Source organism: Rhodococcus sp. SORGH_AS_0303, assembly GCF_030819335.1.
GTDB lineage: Bacteria > Actinomycetota > Actinomycetes > Mycobacteriales > Mycobacteriaceae > Rhodococcoides.
In genome coordinates this window covers 785,773-803,575 of record NZ_JAUTBO010000001.1, presented here as the reverse complement: position 1 = coordinate 803,575, position 17,803 = coordinate 785,773, and the positions used below count along the sequence as shown (strand labels likewise).

19 protein-coding genes and 1 pseudogene are annotated in these 17,803 nt (G+C 70.1%); 11 read left to right on the top strand and 9 right to left on the bottom strand.

What is annotated here, in order from left to right:
• Positions 1–20 precede the first annotated feature (20 nt).
• On the top strand, positions 21–614 hold the full coding sequence (locus QE449_RS03910) for a flavin reductase family protein (RefSeq protein WP_373428256.1): 594 nt from the start codon (positions 21–23) through the stop codon (positions 612–614).
• Positions 611–1,675, top strand: a complete 1,065-nt coding sequence (locus tag QE449_RS03905; RefSeq protein WP_307108244.1) for an AbrB family transcriptional regulator — start codon at positions 611–613, stop codon at positions 1,673–1,675. Before QE449_RS03910 ends, QE449_RS03905 begins: the two co-directional genes overlap by 4 nt.
• Here QE449_RS03905 and QE449_RS03900 read toward each other — a convergent pair.
• From QE449_RS03900 to QE449_RS03885, 4 genes are all read right to left on the bottom strand, one after another.
• Entirely contained in the window at positions 1,672–3,876 is a 2,205-nt protein-coding gene (locus QE449_RS03900; protein WP_307108243.1) for a glycoside hydrolase family 3 C-terminal domain-containing protein, read from the bottom strand. The genes QE449_RS03905 and QE449_RS03900 overlap by 4 nt on opposite strands.
• A 73-nt stretch (positions 3,877–3,949) precedes the next feature.
• On the bottom strand, positions 3,950–4,393 hold the full coding sequence (locus QE449_RS03895) for a hypothetical protein (RefSeq protein ID WP_037184699.1): 444 nt from the start codon (positions 4,391–4,393) through the stop codon (positions 3,950–3,952).
• Between the two features lie 102 nt (positions 4,394–4,495).
• Positions 4,496–5,479, bottom strand: a complete 984-nt coding sequence (locus QE449_RS03890; RefSeq protein ID WP_307108242.1) for an o-succinylbenzoate synthase — start codon at positions 5,477–5,479, stop codon at positions 4,496–4,498.
• Complete coding sequence (locus QE449_RS03885; protein ID WP_027504536.1) at positions 5,476–6,087, bottom strand: PaaI family thioesterase; 612 nt, start codon at positions 6,085–6,087, stop codon at positions 5,476–5,478. Before QE449_RS03885 ends, QE449_RS03890 begins: the two co-directional genes overlap by 4 nt.
• 51 nt (positions 6,088–6,138) lie before the next feature.
• Between QE449_RS03885 and QE449_RS03880 the strand changes: the two genes are divergently transcribed.
• From QE449_RS03880 to QE449_RS03865, 4 genes are all read left to right on the top strand, one after another.
• Complete coding sequence (locus QE449_RS03880) at positions 6,139–7,047, top strand: 1,4-dihydroxy-2-naphthoyl-CoA synthase (RefSeq protein ID WP_373425200.1); 909 nt, start codon at positions 6,139–6,141, stop codon at positions 7,045–7,047.
• Positions 7,048–7,060: 13 nt separating this feature from the next.
• A complete protein-coding gene (locus QE449_RS03875) occupies positions 7,061–7,459 on the top strand; it encodes a VOC family protein (protein WP_307108241.1) in 399 nt (132 codons plus the stop codon).
• Positions 7,452–8,615, top strand: a complete 1,164-nt coding sequence (gene menE / locus QE449_RS03870; protein WP_307108240.1) for an o-succinylbenzoate--CoA ligase — start codon at positions 7,452–7,454, stop codon at positions 8,613–8,615. Before QE449_RS03875 ends, menE begins: the two co-directional genes overlap by 8 nt.
• A 114-nt stretch (positions 8,616–8,729) precedes the next feature.
• Entirely contained in the window at positions 8,730–9,851 is a 1,122-nt protein-coding gene (locus QE449_RS03865) for a GAF domain-containing protein (RefSeq protein ID WP_307108239.1), read from the top strand.
• Positions 9,852–9,874: 23 nt separating this feature from the next.
• Here QE449_RS03865 and QE449_RS03860 read toward each other — a convergent pair whose 3' ends face one another.
• Positions 9,875–10,069, bottom strand: coding sequence for a hypothetical protein (locus tag QE449_RS03860; protein ID WP_037184696.1), 195 nt, complete (start codon positions 10,067–10,069; stop codon positions 9,875–9,877).
• Between the two features lie 198 nt (positions 10,070–10,267).
• On the opposite strand from QE449_RS03860, the pseudogene QE449_RS03855 reads away from it, so the two are divergent.
• Together QE449_RS03855 and QE449_RS03850 are read left to right on the top strand one after the other, a co-directional pair.
• Positions 10,268–11,138 (top strand): annotated as a pseudogene (locus QE449_RS03855) (1,4-dihydroxy-2-naphthoate polyprenyltransferase).
• A gap of 35 nt (positions 11,139–11,173) precedes the next feature.
• Positions 11,174–11,680 carry an FBP domain-containing protein gene (locus QE449_RS03850; protein WP_307108238.1) on the top strand — a complete coding sequence of 169 codons (507 nt, stop codon included), beginning with the start codon at positions 11,174–11,176 and terminating at the stop codon, positions 11,678–11,680.
• A gap of 18 nt (positions 11,681–11,698) precedes the next feature.
• On the opposite strand, the gene QE449_RS03845 is transcribed toward QE449_RS03850, so the two are convergent.
• The gene (locus QE449_RS03845) at positions 11,699–12,091 is read right to left on the bottom strand and encodes a phage holin family protein (RefSeq protein ID WP_027504529.1); all 393 of its coding nucleotides are present in this window, start codon (positions 12,089–12,091) and stop codon (positions 11,699–11,701) included.
• 75 nt (positions 12,092–12,166) lie between these two features.
• Between QE449_RS03845 and pepN the strand changes: the two genes are divergently transcribed.
• Entirely contained in the window at positions 12,167–14,644 is a 2,478-nt protein-coding gene (pepN, locus tag QE449_RS03840; RefSeq protein WP_307108237.1) for an aminopeptidase N, read from the top strand.
• Here pepN and QE449_RS03835 read toward each other — a convergent pair.
• Positions 14,624–14,941: a DUF4229 domain-containing protein gene (locus tag QE449_RS03835; RefSeq protein ID WP_027504527.1), complete on the bottom strand. Its 318-nt coding sequence runs from the start codon at positions 14,939–14,941 to the stop codon at positions 14,624–14,626. The two genes, pepN and QE449_RS03835, sit on opposite strands and share 21 nt — an antisense overlap.
• A 168-nt stretch (positions 14,942–15,109) precedes the next feature.
• On the opposite strand from QE449_RS03835, the gene QE449_RS03830 reads away from it, so the two are divergent.
• Both QE449_RS03830 and QE449_RS03825 read left to right on the top strand, forming a co-directional pair.
• Positions 15,110–15,319, top strand: a complete 210-nt coding sequence (locus QE449_RS03830) for a BldC family transcriptional regulator (RefSeq protein WP_042574081.1) — start codon at positions 15,110–15,112, stop codon at positions 15,317–15,319.
• Positions 15,320–15,492: 173 nt separating this feature from the next.
• The gene (locus tag QE449_RS03825; protein ID WP_027504525.1) at positions 15,493–15,702 is read left to right on the top strand and encodes a hypothetical protein; all 210 of its coding nucleotides are present in this window, start codon (positions 15,493–15,495) and stop codon (positions 15,700–15,702) included.
• A gap of 39 nt (positions 15,703–15,741) precedes the next feature.
• On the opposite strand, the gene QE449_RS03820 is transcribed toward QE449_RS03825, so the two are convergent.
• Complete coding sequence (locus QE449_RS03820) at positions 15,742–16,791, bottom strand: MinD/ParA family protein (RefSeq protein ID WP_051613086.1); 1,050 nt, start codon at positions 16,789–16,791, stop codon at positions 15,742–15,744.
• Positions 16,792–16,824: 33 nt separating this feature from the next.
• Positions 16,825–17,802, bottom strand: a complete 978-nt coding sequence (gene ccsB / locus QE449_RS03815) for a c-type cytochrome biogenesis protein CcsB (RefSeq protein WP_056441651.1) — start codon at positions 17,800–17,802, stop codon at positions 16,825–16,827.
• Position 17,803: the final 1 nt, after the last annotated feature.

Here is a 17,803-nt window from a genome sequence, read left to right as displayed (position 1 = left end):
GGCCCTGGCACGATGAACCGGTGCGCACACACTTCGATCCGCAGACCATGGACGCCGGCGACTACTACAAGCTTCTCACCACGTCAGTGGTGCCCAGACCCATCGCGTGGGTGTCGACGGTCTCCGCGGACGGCGTACCGAACCTGGCGCCGTACAGCTTCTTCTCCGTCTCCTCCAGCGCACCCGCCGTGGTGCAGTTCACGTCGGTCGGCCGCAAGGACAGCCTGCGGAACATCGAGGAGACGGGCGAGTTCGTCGTCAACCTCGCCACCGAGTCGTTGTTCGAGCAGATCAATCAGACGTCCGCGAACTACGACGCCTCGGTGAGCGAGTACACCGCGGTCGACCTCGAGAGCGAGCCCAGTGAGACCGTCCGCCCGCCGCGCGTCGTCGCGTCCCCGCTCTCGATCGAGGCGACGCTCCATCAGGTGGTCGAGGTGGGCAACTCGTTCGTCGTCATGGGCGCGGTCACGATGATCACGGTGCGTCCGGAGTTCCTCGCGGAGGACGGGTTGCCCGACTTCGGCGCCCTCGCACCGCTGAGCCGGCTCGGCCGCGACGAGTGGGGCATGCCCCCGGCCGTGCGACGAATCCAGCCCCCCGACAGGCCTTGAGTCCGGATCGGGTCCCGTTCGACCGCTCGCGCACGGTGCGCTGGGCCTCGCTCGCTCTGGCGACCGTCGTCGTCGCCGTCCTGGCGGAGCGGGTCGGCGTTCCGTCGGCCGCGCTGTTCGTCGCGCTCGCCGTGGCGACGGTGTTCGCGTTGTGCGGATGGGGCCCGGGGAAGGTTCCGCGCACCGCGTCGATGGGCGCGCAGGCCGTGCTCGGCGTCGAGATCGGCACCCTGCTCGATCGGGACACGATGTCCTCGCTCGGGTCCGACTGGATCTGGGTGGTGGTCGTCTCGCTCGGCACCCTGGTGCTGTCCATCGCGGCCGGCGCTCTCCTCGGACTGCATCGTGACCTCGACGCCACCACCGGCGCCCTCGCACTCGTGGCCGGGGGTGCGTCCGGCATGGTCGCGATCGCCCGTGATCTGGGCGGCGACGAGCGGGTGGTCGCCGTGGTGCAGTACGTCCGGGTGCTGCTGGTCACCGCGTCGCTACCGTTCGTCGCCACGGTGGTCTTCTCGGCGGACACCGGACAGGGCGGATCACTCGACACCGCCTCCGCCCCGCTCTGGACGGACGCGCTATTCATCGCGGTGTGCCTGCTGGTGGGCATCCCGCTGGGCCGACTGATCCGCCTGCCAGCACCCGCCCTGCTCGGACCGCTGCTGATCTCCGGTGCCGCGGACCTGCTGGGGTGGACGGGCGACGCCGGCGTGCCGATCCTGGCGCTCCAGCTCGTCTACATCGTCATCGGGTGGCAGGCAGGCCTGCAGTTCACCCTCGACAGCCTGAAGTCCATCGGCCGCATCATCCCGTGGGCAGTACTGCTGATCATCGCCATCGCGGTGGGCTGCGCGCTGCTCGGCCTGATCCTGGTGGGCACCACCGGTATCACCCCGTACGAGGCCTACCTCGCCACGACGCCGGGCGGTATCTACGCGGTGCTCGCGCTGGCGGCGGCGAGCAGCGTGAACGTGACCTTCGTCGTGGCGGCCCAGGTGCTCCGGGTGTTCATGATGCTGCTGGTGGTCCCGCTGTTCACCCGGGCACGCGGGCGCGGCTAGCCGTTCGCGTCCTGCACGAGCCGCGCGACGACATCGGGTGTCAGGGTTCCGTCGCCGAAGGCCACCATGCGGGCGAGCGGGACGCTCGACAGGAAGACTGCCGTCTCCGGGTTGCCCATCATCGCCTGTGCCACCGACGGTCCGTCGCCGTCGTCGATGGCCGCCCGCAGCAGGTCACCGCCGCGCGGATCGTCCAGCCACTCGGTGACGGTCGACTCGGCCGTCAACGGCAGGCGGACGTCGTCGCCCGTCACGGAGACGATCGCGACGCTCCGGAGATCGCGCGACGACGCCGCCGCGGCCACGACGTACTCGCCCGGCGCCACGACCCAGGACGACACCCGGGTGTCCCAGTACGCCAGGTCGGCACGCCGGACGGTGAGAGTCACGGTCTCGGTCGCACCCGCGGCGATCTCGACCGACTCGAAGGCCGCGAGCTCACGCGGAACACGGTGCGCGTCCTCGTCGGGCGCGGACACGTAGATCTGCACGACCTCCCGGCCGTCCCGGTCCCCGGTGTTGGTCACCGGAACCGTGACGTCGATGCCGTGCTCCACCACCGTCGCGGTCACGTCGCCGTACTCGAACGTCGTGTAGGACAGGCCCCACCCGAAGGGGTACGACACGTCGGTCTCGCGCGCATCGAAGCCGCGGTAGCCCACGTGGATGCCCTCGCCGTAGCGGACGACCCCGTGCTCACCGGGGAAGTCCAGGTAGGACGGATGGTCCTTTAGCCGGAGCGGAACGGTCTCCGCGAGCCGTCCCGACGGGTTCACGACGCCGAACAGCACGTCGGCGATCGCTCCGCCGCCGGCCTGTCCCAGCAGCCACGTCTCGAGGATCGCGGGGACGTCGGTGTCCCACGGCGACGTCAGGACCACGCCGCCGTTCGACAGCACCACCACGGTGTTCTCGTTCACCGCGCGCACTCGCTCGACCAGGGCCAGATGGCCTTCCGGCAGCGCCAGCGTGGTGCGGTCCATGCCCTCGGTCTCGGGATCGTTGCCGACGAAGACGAGGGCGATGTCGTGCGTGCGAGCGAGCTCGACGGCCTCGTTCAGCAGTCCGTCGTCGGCGTCGGTCTCCTCGGTCGACGCGTGGTCGGCGTCGTACCCGGGCGCGAACGCCACCTCGCCCTGCGCGGCAGCGGTGATCGCCGACAGCGCGTCGTCCAACCGGGTCGGGGTGATCTGCGAACTACCGCCGCCCTGGTAGCGCGGGGTGCGGGCGATCTCGCCGAGCACGGCGATCGATCCGGAACCGGGCTCGAGCGGCAGCAGACCGTCGTTCTTCAGCAGGACGATCGCCCGGCTCGCGATCTCTCGGGCCAGCGCATGGTGGGCATCGTGATCGACGTCCACGGAACCGCTCGCGTCCTGCGCGCGCTCGATCAGTGCGCGCACGCGCGCCGCCGCAGTCTCGAGAGTGCCCGGATCGAGCGCACCGGACTCCGCCGCGTCGGCGACCCGCTGGTCACCGGCAGCGTCGGGTCCGGGCATCGTCAGGTCGAGGCCCGCGGCGATCGAGTCGACCCGGTCCACGACGGCGCCCCAGTCGGACACGACGGCGCCCTCGAAACCCCACTCGCCGCGCAGCACGTCCGTCAGGAGCCACCGGTTCCGCGAGGCGTGGACGCCGTTGATGCGGTTGTAGGAGCACATGACGGTCCACGGCTGCGACTGCTCCACCACACGCTGGAACGCCCGGAGGTAGATCTCGCGCAGGGTGCGTTCGTCCACCTCGGCGCTCACGCGCATGCGGTCGGTCTCCTGGCTGTTGACCGCGAAGTGCTTGAGCGAGGTGCCGACGCCCCGGCTCTGCACGCCCTGCACGTAGGCGGCGGCGAGCGTGCCCGTGAGCAACGGGTCCTCCGAGAAGTACTCGAAGTTGCGGCCACCGAGCGGGCTGCGCTTGATGTTGATGCCGGGGCCCAGCAGGACGGACACGTCCATCGACCGGGCCTCGGTGGCCAGCGCCTCTCCCATCCGCCGTAGCAGGTCGGGATCCCAGGTACTCGCGGTGGCGGTGGCCGGCGGGAAGCACGTCGCGGGTCGTCCGGAGAACATGTCGCTGTCGCTCGCCTGCATCCGCACGCCGTGCGGGCCGTCGGTCAGCGTGATCGCCGGGAGCCCGTCCTGCTGCTCGGTGCTCCAGAAGTTGCGTCCACTGGTGAGGGCTGCGAGATCGTTGCGTGGAGTCATGGCTCCATCATCGACGATCCGGCCCTCCGTGCGCCTTTCGCGCATCCGGGGATACGCGAAAGGCGCACGGGGGTCAGGCTGCGTACTTCTGCACCAGGGCGCCGACGCGCGGGAGAGCCTCGGTGACGTTCTTCTTCGCCGACGGGCGGAGCGAGGAGTACGCCTTCTTGATGGTCGACTTGCTGGTCTCGTCGATGCGCGCGTCGGTGACGGACAGCAGCGCGTCGGACGCCTCGTCACCGTTCGCGGCGAGGAACTCACCGAACGTGCCGGTCGGCGCGGCCTGGTACCGCTGCCAGAACGGGTCGAGCTTCTCGACGAAGCTCGGCCACAGCTTGGCGACCGCATCGTCGACGACGCTGGGGCTCACCTTCTTCACGGCGCCGTATCCGCCCTTGACCGCCAGGCCGGAGGCGCCCTTCTTGTCGGAGACCTCGGCGTCGATCAGCGCGCGGACGTCCGCGCGCACGGCCGGTGCGGTGTTCTCGTCGAGGAGGGTGGTCTGCAGTGATGCCACGGGAAACAATCCTGTCGTCGGGAGTCAGGCCGGAGGCCGTTCTCTTGGTTGAGAGTCGGGCGCAAACGCCGTTCTCGGAGAAGGTTTCTGGTCGGCGCGACCCTACAACAGAGCGAGGGGATGGCACCGGGCGAGACGCCCCAGCCACCACGTCCGCCGATCGTCCGGGGCGGCGAGCTCGCGGAGTCGATCCGCATCGGGGACGACGGTGTCGACCCGCAGCCGACCGTCGACGAGTGCTCGCGGCTCGGCCACGTCGGTGACGAACAGTGCGCCGGTGCCCAGGCCGCACGCGGCACTCGACGGCAGGGCCGCCGCCGCAGCGAGTCCCGCGGACATGCCGATCGCCGTGTCGAGGGCGCTCGACACGACCACGGGGACGCCGTACTGCGCCAATTCCTCGGCGAGCCGCAGCACCGCCCGCACCCCGCCCAGCGGCGGCACCTTGACGACGGCCACGTCGGCGGCCCCGGCCCGCACCACGCGCAGCGGGTCCTCGGCTCGCCGGATGCTCTCGTCGGCGGCGATCGACACTCCGCGCACGCGTCTGCGCACCTCGGCGAGTTCCTCGACCGTCGCGCAGGGCTGCTCCGCGTACTCGAGGTCACCGTTCTCGGTGAGGGCGCGCAGGGCCGTCTCGGCCTCGTCGACCGTCCAGCCCCCGTTGGCGTCGACACGCACGGTGGGGACGAGCGCCCGGACCGCCTCGACTCGTGCGACGTCGTCGTCGAGGGTCTGGCCCTTCTCGGCGACCTTGACCTTCGCCGTACGCGTGCCGGGATAGCGCGCGAGTACGGCGGGCACCTCGTGGGCGGGCACCGCGGGCACGGTGGCGTTGACCTCGACGCGGTCCCGCACCGGATCGGGCGCGCCCTGCCACGCCATCTCGATGCCGGCACGCAGCCACGCCGACGCCTCGGCGTCGTCGTACTCGGGGAACGCGCCGAACTCGCCCCATCCGGCGGGTCCGGAGAACACCAGTACCTCCCGCGTCGTGATGCCGCGGAACCGGGTGCGCATGGGCAGCGACAGCACGTGGGCCGACGCGACGATCTCGTCGAGCCCGGGAGCGGGTGCCGCCGTCACTGCTGGCCGGGGAGCAACTGCACCATGAGGGCGTTGCTCTCGGCGACGAGAGTGCCGTCCTGCTTGGTCAACCGGGCCTCGATGAACGTCTTGCGGCCCTCGACCTTCGTCACGTGCCCCTCGGCGACGAGCTGCTCGTTCAACGGGGTCACGGCGCGGTAGTCGATGTGCAGGAAAGCGGTGCGGCTGATCGGGCGACCGTACGCGTGCTGGATCAGCCCGAAGAGGTCGTCGAACAGCAACGGCAGCGTGCCGCCGTGGGCTGCGCCGTTGCCGCCGAGATGGAACCGGCGGAACACACCGGTGGACCGCACGCCCTCGGCGCCGTACTTCTCGATGGTCCACGGCAGCATCAGCAGACTGCCGCGGCCCGGGAGCTCCAGCGCGCGGCCCGCCGGTGACAGACCCTCCGGCACCACGTACGGCGCCATGGTCGCGGCGAGTTTCTCCGCCTGGTCGGCGGCCAGGGCGAGCTGGTCGTCCGGCAGGTCCGTGGACACCGCGAGGTCCTGGACGGTGCGCAACGCCTCGATCAACCGGCCGTAGTCCGGCGGCGGCGTGGCCCTGGTGAACTTCGGGAATCCGCCGTGGGGGGAATCGTCGGTCATCGGACGACGGTAACGCGGAGTCCGATTCGGTCCGTCGTTAGGCTGTCGAGGGTGACCGATCAGACCTCGCCGTTCCAGCCCGAGCAGTGGACCGCGGTCCCCGGCTTCGAGGACCTGGTGGACATCACCTACCACCGCCACGTGACCGACGGGACCGTGCGCATCGCCTTCGACCGCCCCGAGGTGCGCAACGCCTTCCGCCCCGGCACCGTCGACGAGCTGTACCGCACGCTCGACCACGCCCGGATGACCTCCGACGTCGGCGCCGTCCTCCTCACGGGCAACGGGCCCAGTGAGAAGGACGGCGGGTGGGCCTTCTGTTCCGGCGGCGACCAGCGCATCCGGGGGCGGTCCGGCTACCAGTACGCCAGCGGCGACACGGCCGAGACCGTGGACCGGGCGCGCGCGGGACGCCTGCACATCCTCGAGGTGCAGCGCCTGATCCGCACGATGCCCAAGGTCGTGATCTGCCTCGTCAACGGGTGGGCCGCGGGCGGCGGACACAGCCTGCACGTGGTCTGCGACCTGACTCTGGCGAGCCGGGAACACGCTCGCTTCAAGCAGACCGACGCCGACGTGGGCAGCTTCGACGGCGGATACGGCAGCGCGTACCTGGCGAAGATGGTGGGGCAGAAGTTCGCTCGCGAGATCTTCTTCCTCGGTGACACCTACACCGCCGAGGACATGCACCGGATGGGTGCTGTGAACAAGGTGGTCGATCACGCCGACCTCGAGACCGTCGCCATCGAGTGGGGGCGCACGATCAACGGCAAGTCCCCGCAGGCGCAGCGAATGCTCAAGTACGCGTTCAATCTTCAGGACGACGGGCTGGTGGGGCAGCAGCTGTTCGCGGGCGAGGCGACGCGGTTGGCCTACATGACCGACGAGGCCGTGGAGGGTCGCGACTCGTTCCTCGAGAAGCGTGAGCCGGACTGGTCTCCCTACCCCTGGTACTTCTGAGAGGCGACCGACGATGGAGGTGCTGGCGAGCCGGATCATTCTGCGGCCGAAAAACGTCGACGAGACCCTGAGCTTCTATCGGGACCGGTTGCGGCTCGGCATCTTCCGCGAGTATCCCGGTGGCGTGGTGTTCTTCGCGGGGCAGTCGCTGATCGAGGTGGCCGGACACGGGCAGGCCGGAGGCCGGTCGACAGCTGACGGCGAGCCGACGGCGGGGGCGGGGGCGACGATTCTCCTGCAGGTGCGTGACGTCGAGGCGGCGCGCGCCGAGCTCGAGGCGGCGGGCGTCGAGATCGTGCGGCCCCCGCAGACCGAGCCCTGGGGACTGACGGAGATGTGGATCGCCGACCCCGACGGCACACGCATCGTCGTGGTCGAGGTTCCGCCTGACCACCCGCAACGCCGTGGCTGATCTGACCGTCCTCCCGGTGCCCAGCGGAGACGCGGTGCTGGGTCTGCTGCCGCGACTGCGCGCCGTGCTCGACGGCACCGCCGAGCCGGTCCTGCCGGTCCCCGCCGACGACGATCGTGAGCGTCGACGCCTCGCCGACGCGCTGTCACCGGGCACTCCCGCGGAGCCGGGTACCGCGATGGTGCTCGCGACGTCCGGGTCGACGGGAACCCCGAAGGGGGCCCTGCTCGGGGCGGCCGCACTCCGGGCCAGCGCCGCCGCCACCCATACCCGGCTGGGTGGGCCGGGACAGTGGTTGCTCGCGCTGCCGGCCCATCACATCGCCGGGATGCAGGTGGTGCTGCGCTCCCTCGCCGCCGGCCACGAACCCGCGGTGGTGGACGTGTCGACGGGATTCGACCCCGCGCACCTCGTCCGCGCGGTCGCGTCGATGAGCGGGCCCCGGCGTTACACCTCCCTCGTCCCCACCCAGATGGTGAAGGCGCTCGATCGTCCGGACGCCGTCGCGGCGCTCGCGTCCCTCGACGCCGTTCTGCTCGGCGGGGCCGCGACCCCGGCTCCCGTGCTCGACCGCGCACTCGCTGCGGGGATCACCGTGGTCCGCACCTACGGGATGAGCGAGACCTGCGGCGGGTGCGTCTACGACGGCGTTCCCCTGGACGGCGTGACCGTCGGCCTCGAGGCGGACGGCCGGGTGCGCCTCGGCGGACCCACACTGGCGAACGGTTACCGCGGAATGCCTGATCACCCGGCGTTCGCCGAGGCGGGGTGGTTCCGCACCGATGATCTCGGACGCCTGCAGGGCGACCGTCTGCAGATTCTCGGGAGGGCCGACGACGCCATCACCACGGGCGGACTCACCGTCGTACCGCGAGTGGTGGAAGACGCCGTCGCGGGGATCGACGGGGTCGCCGAGTGCGTCGTGGTCGGCGTTCCCGATCCGCGCCTGGGCGAACGGGTGGGCGCACTGGTGGTGCTGCGGCCCGGTGTCGAGCTGTCGCCGGAGTCTCTCCGGGCGGCCGTCGCCGACGCGCTCGGCCCTGCCGCGGCACCCCGGCAGGTGCTGTTCGTGGACGCGCTCCCGGCCCGCGGCCCGGGCAAGGTGGACCGCGCGGCGGCGCGAACGACGCTGGTCGCGTGTGGTCCGACCGAATGACATCTCCCCCGCACGCCGAGGGGCGAGCCGCCCGAGACCGTGACGGTGAGTAAGGTCCTCCCGGTACATCCGGGTCGGGGGCTTGGTTGTTCGTGGGTTCGGAGGACAGTGACGATGGCGAGGCAGGCGACGGGAGCAGCTCCCGACGCGCACGACGGCTGGATCGTCGTGGAGACACTCGCCGAACCGCCCGACGGCGATGCCGGTCCCGTGGGGACCGTCGTCGCCAAGGACGGTCGGGCGAAGGACTGGACGGCGCTCTCCCGCGCGGTCGGCAGCAAGCGCATCGCGGACGCGGCGCGTGCGATGACCGCGTTCGTCGCGACCAGCGGCGAGGACGCGGCCGAGACCGTGCCGGGACTGCACAGTCCGCTGCGGGCCGTCGCGGTACCGGGTCCCCGGAAGGCCGTCCACGGTGTGATGCTGTACGCCGGTGACGATTCCGACGCACCGCCGCCCCTCGTCGTCGGCTACGACTGGTCCTCGTCACGTCGACAGTTCGCGTTCACGCCCGGCATCGCCGGCGTCACGGGCCGGGAGCCGGCATCGAAGCTCGCCGCACCGGCATTCGAGCTGTTCGACCACGCGGACGACGCCGACAGCGCGATGTATCTCCTCGTCGCTCTGCTCGACGCGGAACCCGGAACCCGCTGGGACGGCACCGTGGCGCTGCGTACCCCGCGCGGTGCCCGGCCCCTGCGCAATGCGGTGCGGACGGTGCTCGACACCTCGTCCGCCGACGACGCCAGCCGGTACGTCGACACCGTGTCGCACGCGTTGGCGATCTCGCTCCGCGCGGACGAACTCGTGGTGGCCGGACCGTCGGTCGAGGCGTTCGCGCTGCGGTCGCTGACGCGCAACTCCCCCACCGCGATCGCACTCATCGACACCGAGCGCGTGCGCGTCGTGCGGTGGCTGACGGATCCGGTGGAGAACATCCTGTGGAAGGGGCAGGTCGATCAGCGCGACACCCCGCACCCCTCGGACATCGCCCGCATCGTGTCGGCCTATCGGCAGATGCACGAGTGGGCGGACCATCGCACCGAGATCCCCGGCGTGCGACTGCGCCGTGTCGACGGCGGGTGGACCGTCGTCGACCTGCGGGCGACACGTGTTCCGGGACAACGCTTCCTGATGGTGGAATTCCAACCGGTCGGATTCTCCGACGAGGACGATCCCGTCCCGCCCACCGACACCGGATACCCGGGTCGTGGGCCGCGCAGGCGGTCCAGCTGAGCCTCTTCTGGGGCTCGAGCGTGTCAGGTTCGCGGCATACCGCACCGGGCGGCGAGGCAGCGCTCGAGATCCTCGGTGACCGCCCAGGCCGTGTCGAGGTCACCGCCGAGCAGCAGTGACCGCTGGCGCAGTGTGAGCGCGCGGATGGCGCGGTCGAGTTCGACGTCCGTCATGGCCGCGACGGCGTCGTCGATCGTGGAACTGGTGATGTCGTCCATCGTTCATCCCCGGGGTGCGACAGGTGAACCGATCGAAGAACCGGTTCCGCATTCGTGTGCCACGTTCACGGCCGACGGCGACAAGCCTGTGAGAAACCCCCGAGGTCGAGGGCGCATCCGGAGTGTACGCCGGGAGCGGTGGGCCTCACAACACGACCGCGCGGGGCCGCATCGGCATGCGTAGGCAATGATCCACACATGGCGACAGCATCCCAGTGGCTCGAAGGCGCACGGCCGCGCACACTTCCGAACGCGATCGCACCGGTCGTGGCCGCGGCGGGTGCGGCAGCGGCGGCCGGCGACGTGACGTGGTGGAAGGCCCCGGTGGCACTGCTCGTGTCGGTCGCCCTCATCGTCGGCGTGAACTTCTCCAACGACTACTCCGACGGCATCCGCGGAACCGACGACGACCGCGTCGGACCGATCCGCCTCGTCGGCTCCCGGCTGGCGACGCCGTCGGCCGTCCGCGGCGCGGCCGTGGCGTGCTTCGCACTCGCTGCCGTCGCGGGGCTCGTCCTCGCCCTGACGACGGCCTGGTGGCTGGTTCTCGTCGGTGTCGTGTGCATCGCGGGAGCCTGGTACTACACGGGCGGATCGAAGCCCTACGGCTACAGCGGCCTCGGAGAGATCGCCGTCTTCGTCTTCTTCGGCCTCGTCGCCGTGCTCGGCACCCAGTTCGTGCTCACCGATCGCGTCGACCTCGTGGGACTCGCGTGCGCCGTCGCGATGGGCTGCTTCTCGAGCGCCGTCCTGGTGGCCAACAACATCCGCGACATTCCCACCGACACCGAGGCGGGCAAGCTCACCCTCGCGGTCCGGCTGGGCGACGCCCGGAGCCGCGGTCTGCACGCCGCGCTGCTCGGCGTGCCGTTCCTCGTCAGCCTGCTGCTGCTCCTGCACTCGCCGTGGGCCGTACTGGGCGTCGTCGCCTTCCCATTGGCCTGGCGTGCCAACGCCCCCGTCCGCACCCGGCAGCAGGGCCTCGCGCTCATTCCGGCCGCTGCGCGACTCGGGTCTCGCGATGCTCGTCTGGGCGGTGGCGACCACCGTCGGCCTGCTGCTCGGATAGTCGCCGCGCGACGGATAATTCCGTTGCCGACGGTCATGATCTCCCTCTACGGTCGTCCCATGGACCCCGTGACCGAACCCGAGATCCGGACATCGTTCGTCAACTGCTCGAAGGGCGAGGCGAAGCGCATCCCGGTCCCCACCGATCTGGACGGTCGCCCGTGGGACGACCTGGACTTCCTCGGCTGGAGCGACCCCGCGTATCCGGGCCGCAGCTTCCTCGTCGTGCCGACCGCGGATCGGCTCGTCGGAGTCGCCCTGCGTTCGGAGAGCAGTTCTCGCCGATCTCAGATGTGCAGCATCTGCACCACCGGGCATCAGAACGGCGGTGTCACGCTGATGGTGGCCCGCAAGACCGGTGAGTCCGGCCGCCGCGGCAACACCGTCGGCACCTACCTGTGCTCGGATCTGGCCTGCTCCCTGTACGCGCGGCGGATCAAGACCCCGACGCTGGGACGGCAGTACCGCGACGACACCCCGGTCGAGGAGCGCGTCGGCAAGCTTCGCGAGACCATCACGGCATTCGTGGCGCGGCTGGACTGACTGCGGTCGGCGGCAGCCTCAGCGGCGCGCCGATCGCCGGTCCGGCACCAGTCCACCGAGAACCCAGTTGACGATGGACACGATCACCGCGCCCCAGAAGGCGGACCCGAAACCGTCGACGGTGAGCCCGTACCCGGTGCTCTCGGTGATGGCGGCGGTGAGCAGCAGCATCAACGCGTTGATCACCAACAGGAACAGCCCGAGGGTTAGCACGATGAGGGGCAGCGACAACAACTGCACGATCGGCTTGACCAAGGCGTTGATCACGGTGAACACGGCGGCGATCCCGATCAGCACCACCAGGTCCCAGCCCTGCCCGCGCCCCGAACTCGCGATCGAGATGCCGTCCACCCAGGACGCCGCCAGCCAGATCGCGAACGCGGTGACGATCAATCTGAGCACCAGAATCATGCGCCCCATGATGGCACGGGTCGCCGCGACGGTGGTGTGTCGCGAGCCGCGCCGCCGGTGGTGTTGCATGAAGGTGTGAGTACCGCGAACCTGACCCGCGCCGAGACCGCCGACCGCGCCCGGGCGGTGTCCGACGTGCGATACGACGTGGCGCTGGACCTGACCGAGGCACGGACCCGAGCCGAGTTCGGCACCGTCACCACCGTGAGCTTCGCGGCCACCGCGTCGTCGACGTGGATGGACTTCCTCGGTGCCGGCGTGGACCGCGTGATCGTCAACGACCACGAACAGGAGGTGCAGTACGACGGTGCGCGGGTGCTGCTGCGTGATCTCGGGAGCCGCAACACCGTGCGCATCCACGCCCGCGGCTCGTACAGCCGCACCGGTGAGGGCCTGCACCGATTCGTCGATCCGGCGGACGGCGAGACCTACCTCTACACGCAGTACGAGCCCGCCGACGCGCGGCGCGTCTTCGTGAACTTCGAGCAGCCGGACCTCAAGGGACCGTTCGTCTTCCGGGTGAGCGCACCGGACGAGTGGACGGTGCTGTCGAACGAGCGGGTGGAGGAGACCACCACCGACGACGCAGGGTCGTCCACCCGTGTCTTCGCCGCCACGCAGCCGATCTCCACGTACATCACGGCCGTCGTCGCGGGCCCGTACCACCGCGCCACGTCGGAGTACCGCCGCGGCGACCTCACCATCGAACTCGGCGCGTGGTGCCGTGCGTCGCTCGGCGAGTACCTCGACCACGACGACATCTTCGACGTCACGCGCGCCGGGCTCGACTTCTTCCACGACGCGTTCGAGTTCCCCTACCCCTTCGGGAAGTACGACCAGGTGTTCGTGCCCGAGTACAACCTCGGCGCCATGGAGAACCCCGGCTGCGTCACGTTCACGGAGTCGTACGTCTTCCGCAGCGCGGCCACCCGAGCGCAGTACGCACGGCGCGCGAACACGATCCTGCACGAGATGGCGCACATGTGGTTCGGCGATCTGGTGACCATGCAGTGGTGGGACGACCTGTGGCTCAAGGAGTCCCTCGCCGACTACCTGGGCGCGTACGCCTCGGTCGCGGCCACCCGGTTCACCGACGCGTGGGTGTCGTTCGCCCTGCGCCGCAAGGCCTGGGCCTATTCGCAGGACCAGCTCCCGACCACCCACCCCGTCGTCGCCGACATCGTCGACCTCGAGGCGGCCAAGCTCAACTTCGACGGCATCACCTACGCCAAGGGCGCCAGCGTGATCAAACAACTCGGGGCCTTCGTCGGTGACGAGGCCTTCTTCGAGGGCGCCCGCGCGTACTTCCGCGCTCGAGCCTTCGGGACGGCCACCCTGCGCGACCTGCTCGACGCCCTGGCCGCACCGGCCGGTCGGTCGCTCGACGACTGGTCGGCCGCCTGGCTCGAGACCACCGGCGTGTCGACCGTGCTGTACGACCGCACCAGAGGTGTTCTCACGCAGACGGATCCGCGTCCTCAGCGGTTGGACATCGCGTGCCTGTCGCCGGACGAGAACGGCCACCTCGTCGATGCGGAACCGATCTCGGTGCACATCACCGACGCGGAGACCCCGCTCGCACTGCCCGACGCCGCGGTGATCCTGCCGAACGACGGCGATCTCACGTACGCGAAGGTGCGCCTGGACGCGCGGTCGATGGAGGCGACGATGCAGTCGCTGGACCGCATCCCCGACGACCTGCGCCGCGCGCTGGTGTGGTCCTCCTGGTGGAACGCGACGCGTGATGCCGAACTGCCTGCGCAGACGTACGTCGATCTCGCCGTCCGCCTCGCACCCACCGAGTCGCATCCGGCCGTGCTCGGATCGATTCTCGCGGACACCGCGGTCGCGGTGGAGCACTACGCCGCGGACCGGGACGGTGTCCGGCAGCGGTGGACCGCGACGGCGGCCGAGCAGCTCGCCGGGGCGCCGGCCGGGTCGGACGCGCAGCTCGAGTGGTTCCGGGCGTTCTCCGCCGCGGCGTCACACGACCCGTCGCACGCCGGAAGGGTGCGCGCGTTGCTCTCCGGCGAGGACTCCGTCGACGGTCTCGAACTGGACGCCGAGCAGCGCTGGGGCCTGTGGTTCGCCCTGTCGGCGACCGGTCACACCGACGAGGCCGAGCTGGCGACGGTGCTCGAGTCCGACCGCACGGGGGCCGGTGAGGTGCAGTACGCCGCCGCGGTGGCGGCGCAGCCCGTCGCGTCGGTGAAGGAGGCGACCTGGGCCGCCCTGACCGGTTCGGACGCCCTGAGCAACGAGCGGGTGGGGGCGCTGATCCGCGGCTTCACCGCCGGACCGTCACGCACGCTGATCGAGCGCTTCGACGAGCAGTACTACGCCCTGCTGGAGACCTTCTGGCGGGAGCGGAGCATCGAGATCGCTCGACGACTCGTCATCGGGCTCTTCCCGTCGGCCGCCCACAGCGAGGACGCCGATCGCTGGCTCTCGGGTCACCCGGACGTACCCGCGGCTCTGCGACGGTGCGTGATAGAGCAGCGCGACCACCTGGCCCGCGCACTCGCCGCACGGTCACTCTCCGCGCAGGCGTGAGTGCAGATCCTCGCGGTCGCGGCGACGCTTCTCGTCGACGGCGGCGATGTCCTCGTTGACGCGTCGGCGCAGTCCCTTGAAGAGCACGAGCGACAGGGGGAACGCGACGACCAGGGCGAACACCATGGCGATCAGCAGCGGCACGGTCACCCCGACCAGCGCGGCACCGAAGTAGATGACGGCCGCGACCACAGCGATGAGACCGAGCCGGGCGGCGGTGTAGAGGCCGAGATCGCGGACCAGTCGGCCCTTCGCCGACCCGCTCGGGGTGCTGCCGGTGGGGATGGGATCGGTCATGGACACAGATTACCGGAGCCGTTCGACGTATCCGATTTGTCCATTACCTCCCCTTTACCAACATTAGAAGAGTCGAGTACCCGGGGGTCTCGGTGCCACCATGGGCAACGGATGCGGACATACAGCCGCATTCGACCGAGATGAAGACTGTGTCCCTGGAGGATCGCGATGAGTGCACCGGCTTACACCCCCACGCAGGAGAACCTGCTCACCCCCGGCCAGGTGGCCGCACTCTTCCATGTCGATCCGAAGACCGTCACGCGCTGGGCCCACGCCGGCCGGCTCGGATCGCTCCGCACTCCCGGCGGCCACCGTCGCTTCCGCGAGTCCGAGGTCATGCAGCTCCTGACCTCGCTCACCACCGAGGCGCACCGCTGATCACGCGTCACCCCTAGAGCGCCACCCACTCGTTCACCGAGTCGACCATCGGTCGCCACTCGCGGTGTTCGTGCCGGACACCAGTGCGTGCGAGCAGATTCTCAGGATCTTGCGAGCTCGACTCGAGTGCCCCGGCGCTCCGCCACGACTACGCTCGGTAGTGGAGGTGCGTGATGATCTATGTTCTGGCTCTGATCGGGCTCGTGGTCGTGATCGTGCTCCTCTGGAAGTCTTTCGGCCCCGAGACCGGGGCACCCAGAGGACGCGTCACCGGACCGGACGACGACCCGGAGTTCCTGTGGAAGATCAGGAACAACCCTGCACGTGATCGTGGCAACGGTCCCGAGCGTCCCGATGCGGGAACGCCCGGTTCCGTCGACTGAGTCGCGTCACGCGGTGCGGTGCGGTGCAGCGGACGACCGTCACCGCGTGACGTGGGGCGGGAACTCGGCGGTCATCGCTGCTGCCGTCTCGAGAAGCGCCGTGCGCGTCGCCGGCGCGAGAGCGTCGAGGTCGACCTCCGCCCCCTGAGCGAGATGGTCGTCGTACGGGATCACCCGCACGGCGCGGCATCGCTGACCGAAGTGGTCGACGATCTTCGAGACGTCGATGACCTTCGACCCGGGTCGCACCATGTTGACCACTGTCAACGACTGCTCCACCAGATGCCGGTAGCCGTGCGCGTCCAGCCAGTCCATCGTCGCCGATGCACTCCGCGCACCGTCCACCGATCCGCTGCTCACGATCACCAGCCCGTCGGCGCTGCGCAGGATCGCCCGCATCGCCGAGTGCAGAAGTCCCGTTCCGCAGTCGGTCAGCACGATGTTGTAGAACCGCTCCAGCACGGCCACCGTGGTCTCGTAGTCGTACGCGTCGAACGCCTCCGACATGGCCGGATCGGACTCCGACGCCAGCACTTCGAGCCGGTGGTGATTCTGGGACGTGAAGTCGCGGACCGCGCTGTACTTGTCGATGTCGCGGGCATCCTTCAGCAGGTCGCGCACCGTCTTCTCGGTCTCCAGCGGAACCCGGGAGCTCAGCGTTCCGCGGTCGGGGTTCGCGTCCACGGCGATCACACGGTCGCCCCGGACCGACGAGAACGTCGATCCCAGCGCCGCCGCCACCGTGGTCTTCCCGACGCCTCCCTTGAGGCTCAGGATCGCGATGCGATGACACCCGTGCAACGGGTTGCCGACCTGACGGATCAAGGCGAGCCGCCGCTGCTCCTTGGCACTGTTGCCCACGTTCACCCGGCCACCGGTGACGTCGAAGAGCGTGCGGCGCCAGCCGCCCGTCGGTGGGGGCGGCGAGGTCCGCAGCAGCCGTGACGTCGAGAGGTCGTGCGCCGTGGGCGGTTGCATCGGCGAGGCAGGTACTTGCTGGATCGCCGGATCCGTCGGCGTCGACGCGGACGGGATCCGCCCGTCGTCCTGCGGGCCGGGCGACCACCCGTCCCAACGATCGTCCGTCACCGATTCCCCCCGGCGGTCATGTCGAGCCGACGGTCAGTTCAGACCCGCGTACGAGTGCAGACCGGAGACGACCATGTTGATGATGAAGAGATTGAACAGCATGGCGACGAAGCCCGCGACGTTGATCCACGCCGCGCGGGTGTTCCGCCAGCCCGACGTCGCCCGTGCGTGCAGGTACGCCGCGTAGACGACCCACGCGATGAAGGACACCGTCTCCTTGGGATCCCAGCCCCAGAAGCGTCCCCACGCGGCCTCGGCCCAGATCGCACCGAGGATGACGCCGGCGCCGAACAGCGGGAAGCCGATGATCGTGGTCTTGTAGGCCAGGCGGTCGAGCGTGCGGGCGTCCGGAAGACGCTGGGCGAACCGGGCGAGTGCACCCGTGTTCGCGCCGTCCTCCGTGGCGGGGAAGCGCATCCGCAGCAGGAACAGCAGCGACGCGACGCCGGCCACCAGGAAGATTCCGCTGCCGATGCTGACGATGGTCACGTGGATCGGCAACCAGTACGAGCGCAGGGCCGGGACCACGGGGGCCGCGTCGGCGTAGAGGACCGTCGCCGCGAGGAACATCAGGATCATGACCGGGACGACCACGAAGATCAGCGTCGGGCGCATCTTCCGCAGCGCGATGATCGAGGTCGCCGTCGCGGCGGCCGTGGCCATCGTCACGAACTCGTACATGTTGCCGAGGGGGAACCGGTCGGTGGCGAATCCGCGCAGCACGATCGACGTGACAGTGAGCAGCAGACCGAGCACCACCAGCGCGTAGCCCATGCCGCCGTAGCGCTCGGACGCGGGACGCCGGGGCGCCTCCTCGATCCGACCGGGACCGGTGGGCCGCACGGGCGCCTTGCCCGCCGCGACGAGCTGCCGCTCGGACTTCTGCTCCGCAGCCGTGACGGTCTGCGTGGCGTACTGGGCGATGAGGAACACCGCCGCGAGCAGGTAGACACCGAACGCCGACCGGAAGGACCAGTCGCTGAACTGCGCGAGTGTGGCGTCGATCGGCATG